This is a genomic window from Sphingomonas sp., assembly GCF_030145815.1.
Classification (GTDB): Bacteria; Pseudomonadota; Alphaproteobacteria; order Sphingomonadales; family Sphingomonadaceae; genus Sphingomonas.
The window spans coordinates 18,650-41,491 of the sequence record NZ_JAIXHL010000005.1; the positions used below are offsets into that span (position 1 = coordinate 18,650).

A 22,842-nucleotide genomic window follows, 5' to 3' on the forward strand; every position below is an offset into this window, starting at 1 on the left:
GCGTTGGCGTCGTGCGCCTATGATTGGATCAGTTCCTTCCGCCCTGCGAGTTCTGCCCATGCGCCTCAACCGCCGTCACCTCTTCGCCGCCATCGCCGCTGGTGGCGCCGCGCTCGCCACCCGCCCGCTCGTGGCGTCCGAAGGCGGGCATGGCGCGTCGGAGATCACGCCCGAAGCGGCGCTGGCGACGCTGAAGAAGGGCAATCAGGCCTTCACTATGGGCCGCGCGTTCAACTACGGCCTGAACGACGGCCAGCGCCGCGCCTTCCTCGCCGGCCAGCACCCGTTTGCGACGATCGTCTGCTGTTCGGACAGCCGCGCCGCGCCGGAGCAGATTTTCGAGACCGGCGTCGGCCAGCTGTTCGTCGTGCGCAACGCCGGCAGCACGGCGTCCAATGCGCAGGCGATGGGCAGCATCGAATATTCGGTCCTGCACCTCGGCGTTCCGCTGATCGTCGTGCTCGGCCACTCCGCGTGCGGTGCGGTCAAGGCAGCGATCGAGGTGGTGGACAAGGACGCGAAGCTGCCCGGCAGCCTGGGCCAGATGGTAGAACCGATCGTCCCGGCGGTGCACACCGCGCACAATGTCCCCGGCGACCTGATCGAAAATTCGATCCGCGAGAATGTGCATCAGGTGGTCCACGACCTGCGCGCGCCCAGCCAGCGCCTCCTCGCCGCCCCGCGCCGCGCGGGCAAGCTCAAGATCGTCGGGGCGGAATATCATTTGGCGTCGGGGATCGTCGAGTTTTTCGACGTCGAATAGCGTCAAAAGCGCGGCGGCGGCCCGCCCAACCGATACCGTTCGAGAAGGCCTTCCACCCGTGCGGCCGCCTGAACTTGCCCCGCGGCGCGCAGTGCTGCCTGATGCTCGGCACCCAGTGCAACGAGCATCGCGTCGCCGCGCCAGCATTGCACCACGAGCCGGTCGAGCAGCGCACGCTGCATCGCAATGCCCTCGGCCAGCTTGGCCCCGCCCTGGGCGGCGAGTGCGCGGGCAAGCCCACGGATCGCGCGCACCTGCTGAGCCGTAGCGATCAGCGGCGCACCGGTCCGCGCCAGCAGCGCGCGATACGCGGCTTCGGCGGCCGCCCAATCCCCCGCTTCCAGCCCTGCATCGGCTGCGCGCCACTCCGGCTCGGGCGCAAATGGCTCCTGCGCCGCGACAAACGCCGCCCGGACCAACGCCATAGACCGGCTGCGCTGCACCTTGAACCGCGCGATATCCTGCGCCTGCATATCGCCCGCGCCGCGTTCGAACCGGAACGCCGTCGCGGTGCGATAGCTCGCCCGCGCCAGTTCCACCGCCTCCGCCCCGCGCCCCAGCGCCAGCAGCATGGCTGCGGTCGTGTCGAGATAGCTTGCCTCGCCGCGCGCAGTCATCATCTCCGCGCCGCCGCCGTCCACCGCAATCGTCCGCCGTTGACGGTCGATCGCAATCGCCCAGCGTTGACGCACCAGCGCGTCGCTCGGCCCCGATTGGCGTTCGCGGATGGCGGCCATTGCATCGGCGCCAAAGCGCAGCACCCCGCGCGCCTCATTGCCCATCGCGCCCTCTTCCTGCAGCGCCGCCATCGCTTTGGCGATTTCGTCGATCCCCTCGCCCGCGCGCCCCTGCTTTTCCAGCACTTCGGCCAGTTCGACCGCACAGCTGACCCGGTCGAGGCTCAAACATTCATAGTCCGGGTTGTCGGCCATCCGCGCGCGGATCGCCTGTTCCTGCGCGCGCAGGTCATCGGGCGCCTGTGCGGCGGCCATGGCCAGCAGGATCGACAGTCCAAACCCCATGCTGTCATCGTCTATGGCCCGGCTGCGCGGGTCAACGGTCGAAACCGGTCGCCCCGCCGCGCGCGAGCCATTAGGCTGGCCGCGTGACCTATGACCTTCTCATCATCGGCGGCGGCATCAACGGCAGCGCCATTGCGCGCGAGGCCGCGTTGTCGGGGCTGCGCGTGCTGCTGGTCGAGCGCGACACGCTCGCCGCACATACCTCCTCGGCGTCGAGCAAGCTGATCCATGGCGGGCTGCGCTATCTGGAGACCTATGAATTCCGGCTGGTGCGCGAGGCGCTGGTCGAGCGGGAGCGGATGCTGGCCACCGCGCCGCAGCTGATCCGCCCGATGGCATTCGTCCTGCCGCACGCCCATGCCGTCCGCCCGCGCTGGATGATCCGCGCCGGGCTGTATCTCTACGATCTGCTCGGCCTCGGTTCGTCGCTGCCGCGCTCACAAGCGCTGCGCCGCGACGATCCGCGCCTTGCGCCGCTGACTGCCGGGACCAGCGGATTTCTCTACTGGGATGCGCAGGTCGATGATGCGGCCTTGGTCCGCGCCAATGCGCAAGATGCTGAGGCGAATGGGGCGGAGATCGTCACCGGGGTCGCGGTGACGGGTGCACAGCGGGACGCGGAAAGCTGGGCAGTAACGCTGTCCGACGGGCGCCGGATCGCGGCGCGCGCGATCGTCAATGCCGCCGGGCCATGGGTCCGCGACCTGCTCGACAAGCTCGGCGTCGCGACCACCAGCGACCTGCGGCTGATCAAGGGCAGCCACATCACCGTCCCCGCTTTGTGGGAGGGCGACCATGCCTATATCCTGCAGCAGCCCGATCGCCGCGTGGTTTTCGCCGCGCCGTGGCGGGGGGAGACGATGATCGGCACCACCGATGTTCCGGTCCAGCACCCCGGCGATGCGGGCATCGACGCTGACGAGATCGCCTATCTCTGCGCCGCCGCGAACCGCTATTTCCGTCGCCAGATCACCCCCGCCGACGTGACCGGCGACTGGTCCGGCATCCGCGCGCTGTACGACAATGGCGCCGACGAGGCGCGGACGGTGACGCGCGACTATCATCTCGACCTCGATCGCCACGCCGCGCCGATCCTGTCGCTGTTCGGCGGCAAGATCACCACCGCCCGCGCGCTGGCGGAACATGTGCTGTCTCAACTTGCCCCCGAACTTCATTTCAATGCGCGCCCGGTGACCCGCGACCGCCATCTTCCCTGACGACGGACCTTTTCGCGATCTCAAGCGCTTAACTCCGGCAACCTGAACTCAAGGAGGCCAGTATGAGCGTCGAAGGAAAGCTGAAGGAAGCCGCAGGCTTCGTGAAGGAAGAGCTGAACGAGCATCGCGACTCGCCCGAGGGCAAGAAGGCCGCACAGGAGGGCCGCGATCTGCGCAACGAAGGGCGGATCGAAGACGGCAAGATGCCGAAGACCACCGAACCCGGCACCGGCGCCGAATAAGCTTCCACTGCCCCCGCTCCGGCGGGGGCAGTCCTTTCGGGATTAGTAGGCCCGCGCGACCAGGATGCGCTCGACCGCCGGCTTGCCGGTGAACACGCACGTCCCGTCCGCCGGAGCCGCATCGAGCGGCACGTTGCGGAACGTCAGCTTGAGCGCCTTGATCCGCTCGACCACCGCGTCCAGCTCCCCGCCTTCGGGCTTGCACCACTGCACCTCGACCCAGCCCGGATATTTCCCCGACCCTTCGAAATGCGCCTTGAGCGCGTCGAAACTCTCGACCCCGCGCACGATGTTCGCATCCAGCCGCGCGCGCGCATCGGCGTGCAGCCCGGCCTGGATTTCCTCCAGCAGCGCCGCCGCGCCCGCGACGAAATCATCTTTCGCCACCACCGCGCTGTCGAGCTTGCCGTCCTCGCGATACAGCCGGTCGCGGCGGATCACCGACACGTTGCCGCCCGCCATGTCGCGCCCGCCGACCTCGATCACCACCGGCGCACCCTTCTTGACCCAGCCCCAGCGCTTGGTCGCCGCCTTGACCGCCTTGATGTCGAGCAGCGCGCGCACCGGTTCGCCCAGCGCGCTCTGCTTGGCCAGTTCCGCCTGCAACCCCTTGCAATAATCGATCAGCGCGGCGTCCTCGTCTGTGTCGCGCAGCATCGGCACGATCACGATCTGCCACGGCGCGATGCGCGGCGGCACACGCAGGCCGTCATCGTCGCCATGGACCATGATGACCCCGCCGATCATGCGCGTGGAGACGCCCCAGCTGGTCGTCTGCGCCAGTTCCTGCTGCCCTTCGGCATTCTGGAACTTGATGCCCTGCGCACTCGAAAAGGTGGTGCCGAGGAAGTGCGACGTGCCCGCCTGCAGCGCCTTGCCGTCCTGCATCATCGCCTCGATGCTGTAGGTCGCGACCGCGCCGGGGAAGCGTTCATTCTCCGGCTTCTCGCCCGCAACGACCGGCATCGCGAGGCAGGTCTCGGCGAATTCGCGATAGACCTCGAGCATTTTCATCGTCTCTTCGCGCGCTTCGTCCACCGTGGCGTGGGCAGTATGCCCCTCCTGCCACAGGAATTCGGCGGTGCGCAGGAACATGCGCGTGCGCATTTCCCAGCGCACGACATTCGCCCATTGGTTGATCAGCACGGGCAGGTCGCGCCACGACTGGACCCAGCGCGCCATCGCCGCGCCGATCACCGTCTCCGATGTCGGGCGCACGACCAACGGCTCTTCCAGCTTCGCATCGGGATCGGGCACCAGCCGACCGTCCTTCTGGATCAGCCGGTGATGGGTGACGACCGCCATCTCCTTGGCGAAGCCGTCGACATGCTCGGCCTCTTTCTCGAAATAGCTCAAGGGGATGAACAGCGGGAAATAGCAATTCTCATGCCCCGTCGCCTTGATGCGATCGTCGAGCAGGCGCTGGATCCGCTCCCAGATGCCATAGCCCCATGGCCGGATGACCATGCACCCGCGCACGCCGCTCTCCTCGGCCATATCGGCTTCGGTGATGACGGCCTGATACCAGGCTGCGAAATCCGCTTCGCGGGTGACGTTGAGTGCGCGTTTGATCATGGGTGCGCGATTAGCGCGGGAAATCCGGCCCGTCACGCCCCTTCGCGGCTTGCCCCGTGCCGCGCCGCCGCTTAGGCGTTCGCGGGTGCATCGTGATCGCGTCCTTACCGGCCTTGGCCTGCGCCTGCTCGCCATCCTGATGCTCTCGACCATGGGCGCGCTGATCAAGCTGGCGGAGCGCGGCGGCGCCAACCTCGCAGAGATCATGCTGTTTCGTCAGCTGTTCGCGATCCCCTTCATCCTCGCCTGGATCGCCGCCGGCCCGGGGATGCGGTCGATCCGCACGCGGCACTTCGGGCTGCACGTGAACCGCACCGTGATCGGGCTGACGGGCATGGTGTTCAATTTCGGCGCGGTGCTGCTGCTCCCGCTGGCCGAGGCGACGACCTTCTCCTTCACCGCGCCGATCTTCGCCACGATCCTTGGAGCATTGGTGCTGCACGAAAAGACCGGCTGGCGGCGCTGGGCGGCGGTGATCGCGGGCTTTGTCGGCGTCGTGCTGGTCGCGCAGCCCGGCGACGGGCATATCCCGCTCGCGGGCGCGCTGGTCGGGCTGACCGCCGCCTTCTTCGTCGCGCTGATCGCGATTCAGCTGCGCCAGATGGCCAAGACCGAGCGCCCGGCGACCACCGTCTTCTGGTTCTCGACCCTGTCGGTCCCGCCGCTCGCCATCGCCTACCCCTTCTTCGCGCAGATGCACGAGTGGCAGACCTTCGCGATCCTGATCGGCATCGGCCTGATCGGTGGCGCGGGCCAGCTCGCGCTCACCGCAGCACTGCGCTTCGCCCCAGTCTCGGCGGTGGTGCCGATGGACTATTCCAGCCTGATCTGGGCGACGCTCTACGGCTATGTGCTATTCGGCGTGCTGCCCAGCCAATGGACCTGGATCGGCGCCCCGATCATCGTCGCCAGCGGCCTCTACATCGCCTGGCGCGAGCAGCGGCTGGGACTGGCGCGGCGCGCTGGGCCGGTTGAGGCGGTTGCGGATTTGGATGAGGATTAGGGGTGGTCGCCGACAACCACTGCAAACGGGTAATATGCGGCAATGAGCAAACTGGTTGTGCCTCTACGTAGCACTTTCGGCACGGCTTGCTTATCATGACGACATGCGGCTCCTTCTAGCAATTCCCCTCATCCTTGCGCCCGCGCTGGCGCTGGCGCAGCCTTGCCCTGGCTATTCCGCCTCTGGCCGCACCTCGTTCGCCGATTTGGATCGTTTCTATGGAGAGCGCGCCGTCGCGATCCTTCGCGCGGCGATGATGCGCGACCACGCCGAACTGGACGCACTGGTTACAGCCGATGCCACGATCGAACTCTGGCGGGGCGATGCAAGTTGGGCGCCAAGGGGCGCCGATCGGAAGAGGGTTAGCGGCGGCGGCGCAGTGATGGCTTTGACGGAGCGGCTGAAGCCGCGCGCCTTCACGCTCCTCCTCGAGCAGCCGGGACCGATTTCAATTGAGAATCCCGACAAGTGCGAGCGCGCCGTGAGACTCATCATCACGATGACAGAGCCTGGCCAAGCCGCATCACTCGACTTTGCTTTTCGCGATGGGAAACTGGCGTCTGTCACCGGAGAGCAGAAGGGCTTGGTTGAGGGAACCTTGCCTCAATAGTTGAAAGGGTCGAATGGCTGGCATGGGGTCGGAGGTCGAAATGTCGCAAACGGACCGAGCCCGAACTAACCGGCAGCCGCGACCCGCAACGTCACCCTACGCACCACCACCGCTGCGATACACCAGCATCAGATTATTCGCCGGCATCGCAACCCGCCCGGTACGCGCGAAGCCCCAATCCGCCGCCAGCCGGTCCAACTCCGCCACATCGCGCAGCCCCCACGCCGGATCACGCGCCTTGAGCGATTCATCGAACGCCAGATTGGACTTCGCCGTTGCCACCCCGGCCTCGCGATAGGGGCCGTATAGGATCAGCGGCCCGCCCGGCGGCAACAGCGTGGCGCACGCGCGGAACAGTCCGACCGTCGCCGCCCAAGGGCTGATATGCACCATGTTGATGCACAGCACCGCATCGGCGGCGGCGATCGGCCACTCCCCCGCCGCCGCATCGATCGCCAGCGGCGGGGCGACATTGGAAAGCCCTGCGCACCATGACGCGATCGACGCCCGCGCCGCCGCATCGGGGTCGCTGGGGACGAAGGTAAGCGCGGGGAACCGCGCGGCAAAGAACGCCGCATGCTCCCCGCTCCCGCTCGCGACCTCCAGCACCGTGCCGCGCTCCGGCAACAGCGCCGCCAGCTCCGCCGCGATCGCCTCCCGGTTGCGCAGCGTGGCGGGCGCATGCTTGCGCACCGCGCCGCTGTCTTCCGCGACGATCCACGGCGTCGGGTCGCTCATTTCGGCGCGCAGGCGGAGCGGTCGCCCGCCTTGCACCGGGCGACCTGCGCCTCCCACTCGGCGCGCACCCGTGCGGCCTCGGCCTCGCGCCGCGCCACATCCGCGCGCCATGCGGCCATCTTGGCCTCATGCTCGGCCTTTTGCCGCGCCAGATAGAGTTCGTAGTCGGTCTTGCGCTCCAGCGTGATGCGCGCGACGCGATCCGCCTCCGCCTGATCGCGCTGCCGCTGGGCGTCATAGGATCGCTGCGCTTCGATCCGGTCCGCATCCTGTTCGGCCTGCGGAATGCGCGGGTCTTGCCCCGCCATCGCCGGTGCCGTCATCATCATCGCCACGATCAGAGCCAGTGCGCCGCGCATCATCGCCTCCCCAAATGCCAAACGGGCGGCGACCGAAGCCACCGCCCGCCTGGGAGCCAGGTTAGATCGAAATCCAACCCGGTGAAACAGTCGAAAGCAGTTACTCGGCGGCCTGTGCCTGCGCCGGCTCCTTCCACACCAGCACCGGCTTGCGCGCGGCCAGCGTCTCGTCGAGCCGGCGGCGCGGCGCGAAATGCGGCGCGGACTTGAGCGCCGCATCGCCCGCCTTCGCCCGCTGCGCGACCGAACGGAACGCGCCGATGAACTGGTCCAGCGCCGCCTTGCTCTCGGTCTCGGTCGGCTCGACCAGCATGGCGCCGTGGACGACCAGCGGGAAATAGACCGTCATCGGGTGGAAGCCCTCGTCGATCAGGCCCTTGGCGATGTCGAGCGTCGAGAAGCCTTCGGCGAGGCCACGATCGCTGAAGATCGCTTCATGCATGCACGGCCCGCTGTTGGCGAAGGGCGCGTCGAGCACGTCCTCCAGGCTGCGCAGGACATAGTTGGCGTTGAGGACGCTGTCTTCGGCAACCTGCTTCAGCCCATCCGCGCCGTGCGACAGGATATAGGTGAGCGCGCGGGTGAACATGCCCATCTGGCCATGGAACGAGACCATGCGGCCAAAGCTGGAGCCGTGATGCTCGCCCGCGGTCTCCTCTTCGACCAGCACGAAGCGGTCGCCCTGGCGTTCGACGAACGGCAGCGGTGCGTAGGGCGCCAGCGCCTCCGACAGCACCACCGGGCCCGAACCCGGACCACCGCCGCCATGCGGGGTGGAAAAGGTCTTGTGCAGGTTGATGTGCATCGCATCGACGCCCAGGTCGCCGGGGCGCACCTTGCCCACGATCGCGTTGAAGTTCGCGCCGTCGCAATAGACGTAGCCGCCGGCGGCGTGGACCGCATCGCTGATCGTCTTGAGGTCGCGCTCGAACAGGCCGCAGGTATTGGGGTTGGTGATCATCACCCCCGCCACGTCCGGCCCCAGCCGCGCGGTCAGCGCCGCGACATCGACGCGCCCGTCCGGGGTCGCCGGAATATCCTCGACCGAAAAGCCCGCGAACGCTGCGGTCGCCGGGTTGGTGCCGTGCGCGCTTTCGGGGACCAGCACCACGCGGCGATCCTCGCCGCGCGCTTCCAGCGCCGCCTTGATCGCCAGGATGCCGCACAGCTCGCCATGCGCGCCCGCCTTGGGCGACATCGCCACGGCCTTCATGCCGGTCAGCGTGACCAGCCAGTGAGCGAGCTGATCGATCACCTCCAGCGCGCCCTGCACGGTATCGACCGGCTGCAGCGGGTGAATGTCGGCAAAGCCCGGAAGCCGCGCCATCCGTTCATTGAGGCGCGGGTTATGCTTCATCGTGCACGAACCGAGCGGGAAGAAGCCTAGGTCGATGCCGTAATTCTGGCGCGACAGGCGCGTGTAATGGCGCACCGCCTCCGGCTCGGACAGGCCCGGGAGGCCGATGTCGCGATGCCGCTCCAACCCGCCCAGCCGCGACGCCGCCTTGGGCGCTTCGGCGAAATCGACGCCGGTCGTGTCGAGCGAACCGATCTCGAAGATCAGCGCCTCTTCCAGCATCAGCGCGCGGTTGCCGGTGAAGGTGGCCGCAGCCTCCCCCTCGACCGCGTTCATCTGCGGCCGCCAGCCGCTCTGATTCAGTGCCATTTGCTTAAATCCCGCTCAGGCTGAGCTTGTCGAAGCCCTGCCCTTCTACTTCGGAGGAAAAGGACTGCCCTTCGACAATGACCAAGTGGAACGTCCCCCGGACGTTCCAGCCAAAGCCGGGGGCTTTGGCGACTTGGTCATCAGGGCGAACGGAGTATGGAATGTTCATGCCAGCACCTCCGCAAGTGCGGCGGCAAGGGTTTCGACATCCTCCGCCGTGGTGGTTTCGGTGACCGCGACGACGAGGCCGTTCTCCAACGCCCCCTCGCCCGGGTAGAGACGGCCCAGCGATACGCCGGCGAGAATGCCCTTGTCGGCGAGTTCACGCACGACCGGGCGTGCTTCCTTCGACAGCTTCAGCGTGAATTCGTTGAAGAAGGTCGGCGTCACCAGCTCGACCCCCGGCACCTGCGCCAGCCGGTCCGCCGCCGCGCTGGCCCCGGCATGGTTGAGCGCCGCCAGCTGCCGCAGCCCCTTTTCGCCCAGCAAGGTCATGTGCACCGACCATGCCAGCGCGCACAGCACGGATGAGGTGCAGATGTTCGACGTCGCCTTCTCGCGCCGGATATGCTGCTCGCGCGTCGAGAGCGTCAGCACGAAACCGCGCTTGCCCTCGGCATCCACCGTCTCACCGGTCAGGCGGCCCGGCATCTGGCGGACGTACTTTTCCTTGCAGCCGAACAGGCCGACATAGGGGCCGCCGAACTGCAGCCCGACGCCGATCGACTGGCCTTCGCCGACGACGATGTCCGCGCCCATCTCGCCCGGCGACTTGATCGCGCCCAGCGCCACCGGCTCGGTCACCACCGCGACCAGCAATGCCTTCTTCGCCTGACACGCGGCGGCGAGGTCGGACAGGTCGGCAATGCGGCCGAGAATGTCGGGATATTGCACCACGACGCACGAGGTGTCGTCGTCGATCAGGTCGATCAGCTTGGCCGTATCCGGCTCGGCGGTCAGCTCGGGCACTGCGGTCACCAGCGTGTCGCCAGTATATTTCGCCATCGTGTTGGCGACCGAGACGTAGTGCGGATGCAGCCCGCCCGACAGGATCGCCTTGGCGCGCTTGGTGATGCGCCGTGCCATGCCGATCGCTTCCCAGCACGCGGTCGACCCGTCATACATCGACGCATTGGCGACATCGGTGCCGAGCAGGCGCGCGACCTGCGTCTGGAACTCGAACATCACCTGCAGCGTGCCCTGCGCGATTTCGGGCTGGTACGGCGTATAGGCGGTCAGGAACTCGCCGCGCTGGATGATGTGATCGACGCTCGCCGGGACGTGATGCTTATACGCACCACAGCCGAGGAAGAAGGGCGCGCTGCCCGCCGACAGGTTTTTCGCCGCCAGTTTCGACATGTGCCGCTCGACCGCCAGCTCGCTGGCATGCATCGGCAGCCCCGGCACCGGGCCGGACAGGCGCGCGCTTTCGGGAACGTCGGCGAACAGATCGTCGATCGTCGCGGCATTGACCGCGGCGAGCATCGCCTGCCGGTCGGACGGGGTAAGGGGAAGGTAGCGCATTGAAATTCCCGTCGCCCCGGCGGAGGCCGGGGCCGCTATCGGTAGGGCGCATGCTCCGCCACGGAGCGGCCCCGGCCTCCGCCGGGGCGACGCGCGATTAGAGCTTTCTCACGAAATCCGCGTAGGCGCTCTCGTTCATCAGCCCGTCGAGCTCGCTCGTGTCGCTCAGCGTCATCTTGAAGAACCAGCCATCGCCCTCGGGATCCTCGTTCACCAGCGCAGGGCTCTCCTCCAGTGCCGGGTTCCCCTCGATCACCGTGCCGGAAACTGGCGCATAGACGTCGCTCGCCGCCTTGACGCTCTCGACCACGGCGGCGTCGTCGCCCTTGGTCACTTCCTTGCCCTCTTCAGGCACCTCGACGAACACGATGTCGCCCAGCTGGCTCTGCGCATAGTCGGTGATGCCGACGGTCGCGATTTCGCCGTCGAGTTCGATCCATTCGTGATCTTCGGTGAAGTAACGGCTCATTTCGATGCTCCCTGACGAACATAATTGTGGGGGACGAAGGGCATGGCGACCACTTCGCCATGATGGATCTTGCCGCGCTGGCTCAGCGTCACGCGCGTGCCGATTTCGGCCATCGCGGTCGGCACATAGGCCATCGCGATCGGCTTCTGGACGGTCGGGGCAAAGCCGCCGCTGGTGACGCGGCCGACTTCGTTGCCCTGTTCGTCCAGCACCAGCGCGCCCTCGCGCACCGGCTGACGCCCCTCGACGATCAGGCCGACGCGGCGCTGGATCGGGCCATGCTCGCGCTCGTGCAGGATGCGTGTCGCACCGGGGAAGTTCGCTTCCTCACGCCGCCGCTTGCTCGCGACCGCGAAGTTCAGCGCCGCCATGATCGGCGTCGTCTCGGGGTCGAGGTCATGGCCGTAGAGCGGCAGGTCCGCCTCCAGCCGCAGCGAATCGCGCGCGCCCAAACCGATCGGCTTCACCTCGGGCTCGCCGCACAGCAGGTCGGCGACCTTGGCCGCCTGATCCGCGGGGATCGATATTTCGAATCCGTCCTCGCCGGTATAGCCCGAACGGCTGATATAGGCGGGCACGCCCGCGATCTCGAACTTGCCGCCCTTCATGAACACCAGCGCGTCGAGCGGGTATTCGCCCGTCACATGGCGCTTGAGCGCATCGAACGCCTTCGGACCCTGCAGCGCCAGCAGCGCATGTTCGTCCATATGGTTGATCTCGATATCGTCGGGCAGATGCTCGCGCAGATGGGCGATGTCGTCCCATTTGCACGCGCCGTTGACGACCATGTAGATGCCACCCGGCCAGCGGCTGAACATCAGATCATCCAGAATCCCGCCATTCTCGGCCAGCAACAGCGAATATTTCTGCTGCCCCACCGCGACGCCCGCGACATCGGCGGGGATCAGCTTTTCCAGCTCGGCGTCGAGCCCTTCGCCCGACAGCAGAAGCTGCCCCATATGCGACACGTCGAACAGCCCGGCCGATTCGCGCACCCACAGATGCTCGGCCATGATGCCTTCATACTGGACGGGCATCTCATAGCCCGCGAACGGCACCATCCGCCCGCCGCGCGCGCGGTGCCACGCATCGAGCGGGAGCAGCATCAGTTCTTCGACGAAATCGGGCTCGCCCGCTACGGAATCAGGGGTGTGGGTCACGGAACGCGCTCCAGAATAGACGACGGAACGCCGCACCGCGCGGCCATTCATCCGTCGCCCCCTCTGTCACGGGAACCTGAGAGCTTTGATCCCGGCGCGTGTCCGGGACTTACCCCTTCGGTGGCTCACCCCTGACGGAGCAAGCGCTTTCCAGAGTGTCGTGGCCCGCGCGGTCCCTGGTGCCTGAGAGATTCCGGGGCGGTTGCTCCTTCGGCGTTCCGGGCCGCAAGACCCGCAAACTCTCCCGCGCGTGCCTTCACCGGTTGCCCGATGCCGACGCCATGGGAATGCTGCGCCGCACAGTCCGAGTCAATCGCGAAGTTGTCCACAAGCGTCGCCCCGGCGCAGGCCGGGGCCGTCCTGTTCGACGCGACGCCTCCGCCACAGGCCGGCCCCGGCCTTCGCCGGGGCGACGGATAGATTACCGCGTCGCGTTATACTTCAGCTGCGCATCGGTCAGCTGGAAGCCCACCAGCGCCTCGAACGTCGCGCGCAGCACGGCCTGCCGCACTTCGGGGCGCGCCAGCGGATCGAGCGCCGCGGTCTCGTCGCCCGCCTTGCGCTTCGCCAAAATCTGGCGGCGAATATCCTCCGGCAGCGTCGCGGCCGCGCGCGAGACATAGGCATTCGCCGTGCCGCTCGCCTGCGCCCGCGCCTGCCCCGGCTCGAATCGCAGCGTCACCTGCGCCACGCGCTTCGACACGACCGACGTGCCGCCCTGAACGACGGTCACGAAATAGGGCAGCGTCACTTCGCGCGCACCGTCGGTCGAGCGGCGGCTGGCCTGCACCTCGAACGCGATATCGCTGCGGATCATCTCGCCGCTGTCGTCGCAGTTCGACGTGACGTTGGTCAGCGTCGCAGTCACGTCGATCGCGCTCGCCGCCGTGCTGTCGGCGGGGTTGAACAGGGTGATGTCGCCGGTCCCGGCCGGCACGCCGACGCGCGGGCAGGCGGAGCGGACCGCAGTGATGCCGCCCTCGGCAATGTCGCCCTCACGGGAACAGGCGGCGAGCGCCAGTGGAATCGATGCGGCAAGCGCGAGTTTGCGAACGTTCAACTGGGGCACCTTTCCCGAACAAGACATGCCCGCCCCCACCATCTCTGGCAGGCCCGGCGCGGCGGCGGGCACCATAGGCAGCGCTTTGCCTTCCCGCAACGGCCATCCCGCGCCTTTCACAGCCGCCCCGGATCGCGTAAGGCAGCCGCGATGACCGACACCCAAAAGCCCGTCCTCGAACTCCTCATCGCCGCGCCGCGCGGCTTTTGCGCCGGAGTCGACCGCGCGATCCAGATCGTCGAACGCGCGATCGAACTGCATGGCGCGCCGGTCTATGTTCGCCACGAAATCGTCCACAATAAATATGTGGTCGATACGCTGAAGGCGAAGGGCGCGATCTTCGTCGACGAACTCGATCAGGTGCCCGACGGCGTCCATGTCGTCTTCTCGGCACATGGCGTCCCCAAATCGGTCCCCGCCGCCGCGCAGAATCGCGGCCTGTCCTATTTCGACGCCACCTGCCCGCTGGTGTCCAAGGTGCATCGTCAGGCCGAACGGCTGGTCGCGGCCGGCCGCCACATCCTGTTCATCGGCCATGAAGGGCATCCCGAAGTGATCGGCACCTTCGGCCAGGTCCCCGACGGCGCAATGACGCTGATCGAGACCGAGGCGGACGCCGAGAGCGTCGCGCCGGCCGAACCGGGCAACCTCGCCTTCCTGACCCAGACGACGCTGTCGGTGGACGACACCGCGTCGATCCTGGCGATCCTGCAGCGGCGCTTCCCCGATATCGTCGCGCCCAAGGCCGACGACATCTGCTACGCCACGTCGAACCGTCAGGCGGCGGTGCGCGCGATCGCCGGATCGTGCGACCTGGTGCTGGTAATCGGCGCGCCCAACTCGTCCAACTCGCTGCGCCTCGCCGAAGTGGCGGAGCGCGAGGGAACGACGTCGAAACTGATCCAGCGCGCCGACGATCTGGATTTCGACTGGCTGGCCGGGATCGGTACGCTGGGCATCACCGCCGGCGCTTCCGCCCCGGAAGTGCTGGTGCGCGAAGTGATCGACCGCATCGCGACGCGCTACGACGTGACCGAGCGCATGGTCGAAACCGCGCAGGAAACGATCACCTTCAAACTGCCCAAGGGGCTTGAGGCGGCGTAGGGCACAGCCCCGAATCCACATTCAGCGATCAGTTGTCCTCTATCCTCCCCCGCCAGGGGGAGGTGGCACGCGTAGCGTGACGGAGGGGGAGGAAGGGTCGCAGTTTGAGGGGGCAAGGACGCAGCCATCCTCCCCCTCCGTCGCCTTCGGCGCCACCTCCCCCTGGCGGGGGAGGATTATTAAATGTCGATACGACCTAACTCCGTTGGCCCTGAGCTTGTCGAAGGGCGGTACTTTCCCCTACCGGGCGTGCTTCGGCGCTTCGACAGGCTCAGCGCGAACGGAGGAATGGTGGCAGTCTACACACAGGTATCGGCAGAGGCGCTCGCCGCCTTCCTCGCCCGCTATGACGTCGGCAACCTCGTGTCGGCCAAAGGCATTGCCGAGGGGGTGGAGAACAGCAACTATCTGGTCGACACGACCAAAGGCCGCTTCATCCTCACCCTCTATGAAAAGCGCGTCGATGCGGACGACCTGCCCTATTTCATGGACCTGCTCGCGCATCTCGACGCCAAGGGGCTGAAGGTGCCGCCCGCGATCCGCGACCGCGACGGCGTGGCGATCCAGACACTGGAGGGCCGCCCGGCGTGCCTGATCAAGTTCCTGTCGGGCGTGTCGCTCTCCCACCCCACCCCGGCTCAGGCCGAGGCGGCGGCGCGCGCGATGGCCGACATGCATGCCGCCGTCGCCGATTTCGCGCAGGACCGCCCCAATTCGATGGGCGTCGACAGCTGGCGCCCGCTATTCGACCGCTGCGGCGACAGCCTCGACCAGATCGCGCCGGGCCTGCACGCCGAACTCGGGGCCGCGCTCGACCGCGTGCTGGCGGCGTGGCCGCGCGAGGGCTTCGATCGCTGCGCGATCCATGCCGACCTGTTCCCCGACAATGTGCTGATGCTCGGCGACACCGTCACCGGCCTGATCGACTTCTATTTCGCCAGCACCGATTTCCGCATCTACGACCTCGCCGTGATGCACAGCGCGTGGAGCTTCGATGCGACCGGCGCGACCTATCACGCAGAGATCGGCGACGCCCTGCTGCGCGGCTATGCATCGCGCTTCCCGCTGAGCGAGGCCGAACGCGCCGCCTTCCCGCTACTCGCCAGTGGGGCGTGCATCCGCTTCGCTTTGTCGCGGGCGTTCGACTGGATCAACACCCCGGCGGACGCGCTGGTGACGCGCAAGGACCCGCTCGCCTATGTCCGCCGCCTCCGTCACTACGAAAGCATGAGCCGTCCCGCATGACCACCGAACTCCCCCTCGTCGAAATCGCCACCGATGGCGCGTGCAAGGGCAATCCCGGGCGCGGCGGCTGGGGCGTGCTGCTGCGCGCCGGAACGACCGAGAAGGAGCTATCGGGCGGTGAGGCGCACACCACCAACAACCGCATGGAGCTGATGGCCGCGATCCAGGGGCTGAAGGCGCTCAACAAGCCGTGCCGCGTCAAGCTGTCGACCGACAGCCGCTACGTCATGGACGGCCTGACCAAGTGGATCAAAGGCTGGCAGCGCAACGGCTGGCGCACCGCAGACAAAAAACCGGTCAAGAACAGCGACCTCTGGATCGAACTCCTCGACGCCGCCAAGCCGCACCGCATCGAATGGCAATGGGTCAAGGGCCACGCCGGCCACCCCGACAACGAACGCGCCGACCAGCTGGCGAGCGACGCGGCGCTGCGGAGTTAGGGCGGAGGGCGGGGTTTGGGGTGGTAGCCACCGCCCCCACCCCGTCATGCTGAACTTGTTTCAGCATCCACCCTTCCACACGCTGCTCCGCCGCTTGCGAGGACGTGGATCCTGAAACAATTTCAGGATGACGGAGTAAAAAGACAGAAGCGTCTGTAACTGGGTGGGAAGCGGTCATTACCCGCTCCGCTTGGCGTCATCCGTGTGATATCCGAACGGCATGCCGATATCTGTATTTGAAAATCGCGTCGAAGAACCGGTCACATTCATCTTGGAACCGGGCGAGGTGCAATACGCACTGCCGCCCCTTGCTCGAATTGGCATCCGATACTCATTTGGCCCCGGCGCGGTTGATCGCACCTTCGCCGATATTGGACATTGCACAATCCGGTTCTGGTGCGACAGCGAAGTGCGGGACGTTGAAATCGTCCAGCCCAATGCTTTCGACCTCTTGCTGTGGGATATATGCGTGAAGGGCGGCTGCTGCGGCGGGCCTGCGACTCACGTCACGGACTTGCTACCCTCACAGGGCGTCGTCACAGCTGAGGACTTTGCAAGGTTGGTAATTCAAGCGGAGGAAGGCGGCAGCAATGAGGAGTGGCTGGCCGCCAAATTCATAGAGCGCATGGGTAGCTCGTCCGTGCGGGCCGAAACATTGGTGCAAAATCTCAGCAATCCCTTCGATGCCGACGCTGGCTGAATGTCGTCTATGGCGTAGTCAGCCGCCACCCAACTTCCACTATCATTCCGGCCTCGCGCCGAAATCCACTTCACCACCAAAATTGTCCGATCGGCACGTCCCCACCGTTGCACGCGTTCGACATTTTCCTCCGCGAAAGCGACACCCGCCCGCTGCTCCATGACGCGAAGATCGTCGACATCGTCGCATTACGTTTTTGGCAGCACGCTCCGCACGAGCCTGTACTCGCCCGTTCCACGCTTCGCGCCAACGCGCCGCCCACGCGAAAACCCGCGAAAAACAGCCAGAAACCGCTGCCCGCTTTCCTACACGAACCTATTTGGTTATAGACGTCCGCGCGCCACAGCAGACGGAGCCCAAATGAACACACGCAACACGACGCGCCGCAAACGCAACGCGCCGCCTCGCCTCACCCCTCTTCGACCGGCGCGTCGGGGCCGTTCTTCTTGATCGAATCGATCGCATTCTGCGCCCCGGCCTTGCTCGAATAGCCCTCGGTCCAGAACATCACTTCGCTGTTGTACTTGAACTTGGCGACATATTCGCCTGCCTTGTTCTGCTCGATCACGAACTTGTGGGCCATGATGCGCTCCTTCGTTGCGAAGTCCGAACGATAGCAAAGCCGCGCCGTCCGTCCAGCGATTCAGCCACGAAACCGGTGGATCGAATAGCGTTCGGGGTCGAGATGCGCGACCATCGGGTCAGGCGCGGTGCGCAGCAGCATCGCCGCCGCCAGCTTCGACGCGGCGGGCGCGGTCTGGATGCCGAAACCGCCCTGCCCCGCGCACCAGAACAGCCCCGGCACGGCGGGGTCGAAGCCATAGACGGGCTTGCGGTCGGGCGCGAAGGTGCGCAGCCCCGCCCAGCGCCGCTCTAGCGCTTCGACGCGCCAGTCGACCGCGCTGGCGAGCTTGTCGATCGCGATCGCGACATCGATCTCCTCCGGTGCGGCGTCGCACGGGGCGGTCGGGATCTCGTCGTGCGGCGACAGCCAGATGCGCCCGCCGGATTCGGGCTTGAAGTAAAACCGCTCATGCGCGTCGCGCACCAGCGGCAGGCTCATCGGCGCGGGCGGATCGACGCGCAGCTGCACCATCGTGCGACGCAGCGGCGCGATCCCGGTCGGCGGCGCACCGGCCATCAGCCCGACCGGCTCGGCCCAGGCCCCGGCGGCGTTGACGATGACGTCGGCCGCGAACGTCCCGGCGCGCGTCTCGATCTGCCAATGACCGTCACGCGACAGCCCGGTGACGGCAGCGTCGCACACCAGCACCGCCCCGTCGCGCCGCGCCGCCGCCAGATAGGCGCCGTGCAGCGCGGCAACGTCGATGTCGCAACAGCTGACATCATACAGCGCCTCGGTCCATTCGGGCAGGATGCCCGGGCAATAGTGCGCCGGGTCGACATCGTCGAGCACCACCCCCGCCTCGGCAAATTCGGCGACGAAGCCGTCGAGCACATGGCGATCCGCACGCCGCGCAATGAACAATTCGCCGCGCGGCGACAGGAAGCTCTGGCCGCCCATCCGCTCGGGCGGGTGGTGCAGAAAATCGCCCGACGCGGTCACCAGCGGCTGGATGTTCGGCCCGCCATAGGTTTCCGACCAGAACGCCGCCGAGCGCCCGGTCGCGTGGTAGCCCGGCTGCGCCTCCGCCTCGAGGATCAGGACGCTGGCGTGCGGTGCGATCTCGGCAGCCAAGCCTGCCCCGGCGATCCCGGCGCCGATTACCGCGACATCATAACGCTTCATCCGCGCCGCGCCCGTGCTTCCAGAAACAGGTCGATCTCGCCGATCGCACGATTGCGCACCTTGTCCGCTTCACGCAGGATCTCATGCGCGCTTTCCTTGCCAAAACGCACCACCCGCGCGTCGGGCAGCTTGCCGACCTGGGCCAGCGCGGCCTTGGCATCGACCAGGTCGTCATGCTCGGCGATCAGGGCCAGCACCGGCACGTCCATCCGCTTGAGCGCAGGATTGGTGCGCAGCTCGCGCGTCGAACGGAATGCCTCGATCACCCATTTCCAGCTGGGCGGGCCGGTGACGTTGCCGGGATTGGCCTGCTGCCAGAAAATCTCGTCCTGATAGCGATCGGTGTCGTGAGTCAGCAGCGATTCGCGCGTGGTGGTGGTGTAGGGCCGCTCGTTCGACTTCCACGCCGGGCGCGCGGAATTGCCGACGCCGCCCAGAAAGCGCGCCAACCGCTCGCCCAGCGCCGCACCGAATGGTCCCTTCAGCCCCAGCATCGGCGCGATCAGCACGGCGGCATCGGGCCGCGCCACCCCCTCGACCAGCCCGCGCAGGACGAGATGCCCGCCCATCGAATGGCCCATGATGATGTGCGGCGGCGGCGTTGCGGCCATCCATTCGCTAACAAAGTCGCGGAAATCGGCGATATAGTGCGCGAAATCATCGATATGCCCGCAATTGCCGGCATCGGTCAGCCGCCCCGACCCGCCCTGCCCGCGCCAGTCGAACGAGGTGATCGTCCAGCCGCGCTCCTGCCAATGCGCGAAGCTTTCCAGATATTTCTCGAACACGTCGCCGCGCCCGCCCTGGAACAGGATCGACCCGCGCGGCGTGCCGCTGGCGGGCCAGGCGAAACAGCGTAGCACCCATCCGTCAGGGGCAGTCCAGTTGGTGACGCTGGCGCCGGCGGGGATTGCGCGGCGATCGATCGGGGAAACGGTCATGCGCGCTGGTTACGGTTTGGAAAGCCCTCCCGTCTAGAACTTCGATTCAGATGGGGGAATTTGCGCCTGTAATTCTGCTGGGCCTGCTGGTCCTGATCCTGGTTTCGGCCGGGATCGAGGATGCGCGCATCCGTGAAATTTCGAACTGGAAGAACGCTGCGATCGCGCTGCTGGCGCTGCCGTGGTGGGTCGCAATGGGGCTAAGCCCCTGGCCCGACATGGCGATTCAGCTCGGCGTCGCGCTGGGGGTGTTCGCGCTGTTCGCCGCCGCATTCCAGTTCGGCATGATGGGTGGCGGCGACGTCAAGATGATCGCGGCGCTCGCCCTGTGGTTCCCATTCGACAAGCTGATCAGCCTGATCGTCATCATGTCGCTGGTCGGCGGTGCGCTCACCCTGGTCATGCTGATCGACAAATGGATCCGCCGCCGCAGCGAACAGCCTGAGATTCCATACGGGATCGCCATCGCCATCGCCGCTTTGCTCACACTTCGCGAACCGATTTTTAACCCCTTCGCGTGATGCTTAACGCCGGTTCAACCCGGTCGGACATTGAAAAGGCCTGAGACGTCATGGATGGACGGAAGATCATTCTGCTGGTCGGCGCGCTGATCGTCGCTGCGATCACCGCGTTCATGGCGCGCAGCCTGATGACGGGATCGCCCGCGCCGGTCGCCGGCGCCGCACCCGTTCCAGGCCAGCCCGCGCCGGTCGATGCGGTCGAAGTGCTGGTCGCGACCAAAGCGCTGCCGGTCGGCACGATCCTCGGCCCCGATTCGATCAAGTTCGTCGCCTGGCCCAAGGATCTGGTCGAGGGCGCCTATTTCAAGAAGGAAGACACCGACCTCGGCAAGCTTCAGGGCACCGTCGTCCGCTTCGCGATTCCCGCCGGTCAGCCGCTGACGCAGGGCGCGGTGGTCAAGCCGGGCGACCGTGGCTTCCTCGCCGCTGCACTCGCGCCGGGCATGCGCGCGGTGACCGTGCCGGTGTCGGCACAGGCAGCCGTTGCCGGCTTCATTTTCCCGGGCGACCGGGTCGACCTGATCCTGACCCAGACGGTCGCGGGTGGCGGCGATGGCCCGCCGCTCAAGGCATCGGAAACGGTGCTGCGCAACCTGCGCGTGCTCGCCACCGACCAGCGCACCGACAAGCAGCAGGACGATCAGGGTAAGACCGTCGTCGCCACCTATTCGACTGTGACGGTCGAGGCGACGCCACGCATCGCCGAAAAGATCGCGGTCGCGCAAACGCTGGGCACGTTGTCGCTGTCGCTGCGCTCGATCGCCGACAACAGCAGCGAGCTGGAGCAGGCGATCGCCTCGGGCGAGGTCACGATGCCCGAAGGGAATGATCCCAAGGCGGAAAAGGCAATGATCGCGCGGCTCGCATCGCGCCCGGCGGAGGGTGGATCGACTTTCTCGACCGGTGCCGATGTATCGCGCTTCCAGCGCAGCACGGTGCCCGGCAAGGCGCGCGATGACGATGCGCTGCCCGGCGCACCCGCGCCCGCAGCAGGCGGCGCCTATCCGGGTGGGGCAGCAGCCGGTCAGGGACCGGTGGTCAAGATTTCACGGGGCAATTCGGTCACGGTCGTCCCGGTTGGGGGGAAGAATTGAGATGCGTGTGAGGGGGAACAAGCTGGGCGGAGCGCTCGCTGCGGTCGCCGTGCTGGCGATGCCGGCCGCGACGCTGCCGGCACCGGTGCTGGCACAGACCGTCCATGCCGCGCCGCGCGAGATGGTGCAGATCGCCACCGGTCGCGGGCGTCTGGTGACGCTCAGCGCGCCGATGTCCGACATCTTCGTCGCGAACAGTGAGATCGCCGACGTCCAGGTCCGCTCGCCCACCCAGCTCTGGGTGTTCGGCAAAAAGGCCGGTGAGACGACCGTCTACGCCACCACCAAGTCGGGCAAGGTGATCTACTCATCGACCGTCCGCGTCGGCAATAATTTCGACAGCGTTCAGGGCATGCTCGAAACGGCGATGCCCGATTCGAACATCACCGCGACGACGATGAACGGCTTCGTGCTGCTCACCGGCACCGTCGCCGCGCCGCAGGATGCCGCCGAAGCCGAACGGCTGGCGCAGGCGTTTGTCGGCGACGAGACCAAGATCCTCTCGCGCCTCAAGACCGCGACCCCGCTGCAGGTCAATCTGCAGGTCCGCATTTCGGAAGTCAGCCGCAGCTTCGCCAAGAATATCGGCAGCAACTTCACCACGCTCGACGGGTCGGGCGGGTTCAAGTTTGGCATCGGCAGCGGGCGTCAGCCCGCGACGACCTGGACCACCGACCCGAATCTCCCACTCGGCGTGGGCGGCACCGTCACCGGCTACACCATCGATCCGATCACCGGCGCGATCACCCAGAAGCCGGGCACGGCGATCACGCCCGGGTCGGGGCGCACCACCATCGGCGGCCTCGGCACGCTGTTCGGCCTCGACATTCTGGGCGCGCTCGATCTGGGCGAAACCAATGGCCAGGTCTCAACGCTCGCCAATCCAAACCTGACCGCGCTGTCGGGCGAGACCGGATCGTTCCTGGCCGGTGGCGAGATTCCGATTCCCGTGAGCCAGGGTCTCGGCGCGGTATCGGTCGAGTACAAGCAATATGGCGTCAGCCTCGCCTATACCCCGACGGTGCTGGCCGATGGCCGCATCTCGCTGCGCGTGCGTCCCGAAGTGTCGCAGCTCTCGGCGGCAGGCTCGGTGACGATCGGCGGGGTGCAGATTCCGGCGCTCACCACCCGCCGGGCGGAAACGACGGTCGAGCTCGGTTCCGGCCAGAGCCTGATGATCGCGGGCTTGATGCAGAATTCGCACGACAATCTGATCGACCAGACCCCGGGTCTGGGCAATCTGCCGGTGCTCGGCGCGCTGTTCCGCTCGAACGGGTTCAAGCGCAACGAGACCGAACTGGTCATCGTCATCACCCCCTATCTGGTGAAGCCGGTCGACGGGAATCAGATCGCGCTGCCCACCGACGGCTATAAGGCGCCCAACGATGCCGAGCGCGTGCTGCTCGGTCGCCTTGGCGGATCGAACAAGGACGGCAAGCGCCCGACCCCGCAAATGGCCCCGCCGGTCGGTGCCGAGCCCGCGCTGGGCGCGACGACGCCTGCCCAGCCCGGCCCACAGCCGCAGCCCGAGCCGGTGCAGCCGATCGCCACCCCGGCGCAGCAGCCTGCGCCCAAGGGCGACACCAAGGATAAGCGCAAGCGTGGTGCGGCCCCCGCACCGGGCTTCGGTTTCAACTGA

Annotated in this window: 25 protein-coding genes and 1 riboswitch; of the genes, 12 read left to right on the forward strand and 13 right to left on the reverse strand. The window is 66.9% G+C overall.

Features of this window, described 5'->3' with window-relative positions:
* Positions 1–58: 58 nt before the first annotated feature.
* Positions 59–763: a carbonic anhydrase gene (locus KYX69_RS05620; RefSeq protein ID WP_300494785.1), complete on the forward strand. Its 705-nt coding sequence runs from the start codon at positions 59–61 to the stop codon at positions 761–763.
* Positions 764–765: 2 nt separating this feature from the next.
* On the opposite strand, the gene KYX69_RS05625 is transcribed toward KYX69_RS05620, so the two are convergent.
* A complete protein-coding gene (locus KYX69_RS05625; protein WP_300494788.1) occupies positions 766–1,785 on the reverse strand; it encodes a hypothetical protein in 1,020 nt (339 codons plus the stop codon).
* Between the two features lie 83 nt (positions 1,786–1,868).
* Between KYX69_RS05625 and glpD the strand changes: the two genes are divergently transcribed.
* Together glpD and KYX69_RS05635 are read left to right on the forward strand one after the other, a co-directional pair.
* Positions 1,869–3,002, forward strand: coding sequence for a glycerol-3-phosphate dehydrogenase (gene glpD, locus KYX69_RS05630; protein WP_300494791.1), 1,134 nt, complete (start codon positions 1,869–1,871; stop codon positions 3,000–3,002).
* 62 nt (positions 3,003–3,064) lie between these two features.
* On the forward strand, positions 3,065–3,244 hold the full coding sequence (locus KYX69_RS05635) for a hypothetical protein (protein WP_300494793.1): 180 nt from the start codon (positions 3,065–3,067) through the stop codon (positions 3,242–3,244).
* 42 nt (positions 3,245–3,286) lie between these two features.
* Here the strand turns inward: KYX69_RS05635 and proS are convergent, their stop codons facing one another.
* A complete protein-coding gene (gene proS, locus KYX69_RS05640) occupies positions 3,287–4,819 on the reverse strand; it encodes a proline--tRNA ligase (protein WP_300494796.1) in 1,533 nt (510 codons plus the stop codon).
* An 85-nt stretch (positions 4,820–4,904) separates the two neighbouring features.
* Here proS and KYX69_RS05645 point away from each other — a divergent pair, with 85 nt between their 5' ends.
* Together KYX69_RS05645 and KYX69_RS05650 are read left to right on the forward strand one after the other, a co-directional pair.
* Positions 4,905–5,822, forward strand: a complete 918-nt coding sequence (locus tag KYX69_RS05645; RefSeq protein WP_300494799.1) for a DMT family transporter — start codon at positions 4,905–4,907, stop codon at positions 5,820–5,822.
* Between the two features lie 103 nt (positions 5,823–5,925).
* On the forward strand, positions 5,926–6,432 hold the full coding sequence (locus tag KYX69_RS05650) for a hypothetical protein (RefSeq protein ID WP_300494802.1): 507 nt from the start codon (positions 5,926–5,928) through the stop codon (positions 6,430–6,432).
* A gap of 96 nt (positions 6,433–6,528) precedes the next feature.
* On the opposite strand, the gene KYX69_RS05655 is transcribed toward KYX69_RS05650, so the two are convergent.
* From KYX69_RS05655 to KYX69_RS05690, 8 genes are all read right to left on the reverse strand, one after another.
* Positions 6,529–7,170 carry a DUF938 domain-containing protein gene (locus KYX69_RS05655; protein ID WP_300494805.1) on the reverse strand — a complete coding sequence of 214 codons (642 nt, stop codon included), beginning with the start codon at positions 7,168–7,170 and terminating at the stop codon, positions 6,529–6,531.
* Positions 7,167–7,571 carry a hypothetical protein gene (locus tag KYX69_RS05660; protein ID WP_300494807.1) on the reverse strand — a complete coding sequence of 135 codons (405 nt, stop codon included), beginning with the start codon at positions 7,569–7,571 and terminating at the stop codon, positions 7,167–7,169. The genes KYX69_RS05655 and KYX69_RS05660 overlap by 4 nt, the downstream gene beginning before the upstream one ends.
* A gap of 58 nt (positions 7,572–7,629) precedes the next feature.
* Complete coding sequence (gene gcvPB, locus KYX69_RS05665; RefSeq protein WP_300494810.1) at positions 7,630–9,195, reverse strand: aminomethyl-transferring glycine dehydrogenase subunit GcvPB; 1,566 nt, start codon at positions 9,193–9,195, stop codon at positions 7,630–7,632.
* A gap of 4 nt (positions 9,196–9,199) precedes the next feature.
* Complete coding sequence (locus KYX69_RS05670) at positions 9,200–9,364, reverse strand: hypothetical protein (RefSeq protein WP_300494813.1); 165 nt, start codon at positions 9,362–9,364, stop codon at positions 9,200–9,202.
* Complete coding sequence (gcvPA, locus tag KYX69_RS05675; RefSeq protein WP_300494815.1) at positions 9,361–10,719, reverse strand: aminomethyl-transferring glycine dehydrogenase subunit GcvPA; 1,359 nt, start codon at positions 10,717–10,719, stop codon at positions 9,361–9,363. The genes KYX69_RS05670 and gcvPA overlap by 4 nt, the downstream gene beginning before the upstream one ends.
* Before the next feature lie 97 nt (positions 10,720–10,816).
* Positions 10,817–11,188, reverse strand: coding sequence for a glycine cleavage system protein GcvH (gene gcvH, locus KYX69_RS05680; protein ID WP_300494818.1), 372 nt, complete (start codon positions 11,186–11,188; stop codon positions 10,817–10,819).
* Complete coding sequence (gene gcvT / locus KYX69_RS05685; protein WP_300495212.1) at positions 11,185–12,294, reverse strand: glycine cleavage system aminomethyltransferase GcvT; 1,110 nt, start codon at positions 12,292–12,294, stop codon at positions 11,185–11,187. Before gcvT ends, gcvH begins: the two co-directional genes overlap by 4 nt.
* A gap of 214 nt (positions 12,295–12,508) precedes the next feature.
* Positions 12,509–12,605, reverse strand: a riboswitch (glycine riboswitch).
* Between the two features lie 164 nt (positions 12,606–12,769).
* Complete coding sequence (locus KYX69_RS05690) at positions 12,770–13,408, reverse strand: hypothetical protein (RefSeq protein WP_300494821.1); 639 nt, start codon at positions 13,406–13,408, stop codon at positions 12,770–12,772.
* A 150-nt stretch (positions 13,409–13,558) separates the two neighbouring features.
* Here KYX69_RS05690 and ispH point away from each other — a divergent pair, with 150 nt between their 5' ends.
* The 4 genes from ispH to KYX69_RS05710 all read left to right on the forward strand — a co-directional run bounded on the left by ispH (position 13,559) and on the right by KYX69_RS05710 (position 16,897).
* Positions 13,559–14,512 (forward strand): 4-hydroxy-3-methylbut-2-enyl diphosphate reductase, encoded by a 954-nt coding sequence (gene ispH / locus KYX69_RS05695; RefSeq protein WP_300494823.1) that lies wholly within the window; start codon positions 13,559–13,561, stop codon positions 14,510–14,512.
* A gap of 291 nt (positions 14,513–14,803) precedes the next feature.
* Positions 14,804–15,757 (forward strand): homoserine kinase, encoded by a 954-nt coding sequence (thrB, locus tag KYX69_RS05700; RefSeq protein ID WP_300494826.1) that lies wholly within the window; start codon positions 14,804–14,806, stop codon positions 15,755–15,757.
* A complete protein-coding gene (rnhA, locus tag KYX69_RS05705) occupies positions 15,754–16,197 on the forward strand; it encodes a ribonuclease HI (RefSeq protein ID WP_300494829.1) in 444 nt (147 codons plus the stop codon). The genes thrB and rnhA overlap by 4 nt, the downstream gene beginning before the upstream one ends.
* A 220-nt stretch (positions 16,198–16,417) precedes the next feature.
* Positions 16,418–16,897: a hypothetical protein gene (locus KYX69_RS05710; RefSeq protein ID WP_300494832.1), complete on the forward strand. Its 480-nt coding sequence runs from the start codon at positions 16,418–16,420 to the stop codon at positions 16,895–16,897.
* Between the two features lie 409 nt (positions 16,898–17,306).
* On the opposite strand, the gene KYX69_RS05715 is transcribed toward KYX69_RS05710, so the two are convergent.
* From KYX69_RS05715 to KYX69_RS05725, 3 genes are read right to left on the reverse strand one after another with little or no spacing between them, the layout of a single operon-like run.
* Complete coding sequence (locus KYX69_RS05715) at positions 17,307–17,480, reverse strand: DUF1508 domain-containing protein (protein ID WP_300494834.1); 174 nt, start codon at positions 17,478–17,480, stop codon at positions 17,307–17,309.
* Between the two features lie 60 nt (positions 17,481–17,540).
* Positions 17,541–18,647: an FAD-binding oxidoreductase gene (locus KYX69_RS05720; protein ID WP_300494837.1), complete on the reverse strand. Its 1,107-nt coding sequence runs from the start codon at positions 18,645–18,647 to the stop codon at positions 17,541–17,543.
* Entirely contained in the window at positions 18,644–19,588 is a 945-nt protein-coding gene (locus KYX69_RS05725; RefSeq protein ID WP_300494839.1) for an alpha/beta hydrolase, read from the reverse strand. Before KYX69_RS05725 ends, KYX69_RS05720 begins: the two co-directional genes overlap by 4 nt.
* 50 nt (positions 19,589–19,638) lie before the next feature.
* On the opposite strand from KYX69_RS05725, the gene KYX69_RS05730 reads away from it, so the two are divergent.
* The 3 genes from KYX69_RS05730 to KYX69_RS05740 are packed head-to-tail and all read left to right on the forward strand — an operon-like array spanning position 19,639 to position 22,842.
* Positions 19,639–20,109, forward strand: a complete 471-nt coding sequence (locus KYX69_RS05730; protein WP_300494841.1) for a prepilin peptidase — start codon at positions 19,639–19,641, stop codon at positions 20,107–20,109.
* Between the two features lie 50 nt (positions 20,110–20,159).
* Positions 20,160–21,203 (forward strand): Flp pilus assembly protein CpaB, encoded by a 1,044-nt coding sequence (gene cpaB, locus KYX69_RS05735; protein ID WP_300494843.1) that lies wholly within the window; start codon positions 20,160–20,162, stop codon positions 21,201–21,203.
* A gap of 1 nt (position 21,204) precedes the next feature.
* Positions 21,205–22,842 (forward strand): type II and III secretion system protein family protein, encoded by a 1,638-nt coding sequence (locus KYX69_RS05740; protein WP_300494846.1) that lies wholly within the window; start codon positions 21,205–21,207, stop codon positions 22,840–22,842.

Excerpts from the sequence above, each read along its gene's own strand:
- KYX69_RS05620 (WP_300494785.1), top strand. The coding sequence starts at position 59 with ATGCGCCTCAACCGCCGTCACCTCTTCGCCGCCATCGCCGCTGGTGGC.
- KYX69_RS05625 (WP_300494788.1), bottom strand. The coding sequence starts at position 1,785 with ATGGGGTTTGGACTGTCGATCCTGCTGGCCATGGCCGCCGCACAGGCG.
- KYX69_RS05635 (WP_300494793.1), top strand. The coding sequence starts at position 3,065 with ATGAGCGTCGAAGGAAAGCTGAAGGAAGCCGCAGGCTTCGTGAAGGAA.
- proS (WP_300494796.1), bottom strand. The coding sequence starts at position 4,819 with ATGATCAAACGCGCACTCAACGTCACCCGCGAAGCGGATTTCGCAGCC.
- KYX69_RS05650 (WP_300494802.1), top strand. The coding sequence starts at position 5,926 with ATGCGGCTCCTTCTAGCAATTCCCCTCATCCTTGCGCCCGCGCTGGCG.
- KYX69_RS05655 (WP_300494805.1), bottom strand. The coding sequence starts at position 7,170 with ATGAGCGACCCGACGCCGTGGATCGTCGCGGAAGACAGCGGCGCGGTG.
- gcvPB (WP_300494810.1), bottom strand. The coding sequence starts at position 9,195 with ATGGCACTGAATCAGAGCGGCTGGCGGCCGCAGATGAACGCGGTCGAG.
- KYX69_RS05670 (WP_300494813.1), bottom strand. The coding sequence starts at position 9,364 with ATGAACATTCCATACTCCGTTCGCCCTGATGACCAAGTCGCCAAAGCC.
- gcvPA (WP_300494815.1), bottom strand. The coding sequence starts at position 10,719 with ATGCGCTACCTTCCCCTTACCCCGTCCGACCGGCAGGCGATGCTCGCC.
- gcvH (WP_300494818.1), bottom strand. The coding sequence starts at position 11,188 with ATGAGCCGTTACTTCACCGAAGATCACGAATGGATCGAACTCGACGGC.
- gcvT (WP_300495212.1), bottom strand. The coding sequence starts at position 12,294 with ATGCTGCTCCCGCTCGATGCGTGGCACCGCGCGCGCGGCGGGCGGATG.
- ispH (WP_300494823.1), top strand. The coding sequence starts at position 13,559 with ATGACCGACACCCAAAAGCCCGTCCTCGAACTCCTCATCGCCGCGCCG.
- rnhA (WP_300494829.1), top strand. The coding sequence starts at position 15,754 with ATGACCACCGAACTCCCCCTCGTCGAAATCGCCACCGATGGCGCGTGC.
- KYX69_RS05710 (WP_300494832.1), top strand. The coding sequence starts at position 16,418 with ATGCCGATATCTGTATTTGAAAATCGCGTCGAAGAACCGGTCACATTC.
- KYX69_RS05715 (WP_300494834.1), bottom strand. The coding sequence starts at position 17,480 with ATGGCCCACAAGTTCGTGATCGAGCAGAACAAGGCAGGCGAATATGTC.
- KYX69_RS05720 (WP_300494837.1), bottom strand. The coding sequence starts at position 18,647 with ATGAAGCGTTATGATGTCGCGGTAATCGGCGCCGGGATCGCCGGGGCA.
- KYX69_RS05725 (WP_300494839.1), bottom strand. The coding sequence starts at position 19,588 with ATGACCGTTTCCCCGATCGATCGCCGCGCAATCCCCGCCGGCGCCAGC.
- KYX69_RS05730 (WP_300494841.1), top strand. The coding sequence starts at position 19,639 with ATGGGGGAATTTGCGCCTGTAATTCTGCTGGGCCTGCTGGTCCTGATC.
- cpaB (WP_300494843.1), top strand. The coding sequence starts at position 20,160 with ATGGATGGACGGAAGATCATTCTGCTGGTCGGCGCGCTGATCGTCGCT.
- KYX69_RS05740 (WP_300494846.1), top strand. The coding sequence starts at position 21,205 with ATGCGTGTGAGGGGGAACAAGCTGGGCGGAGCGCTCGCTGCGGTCGCC.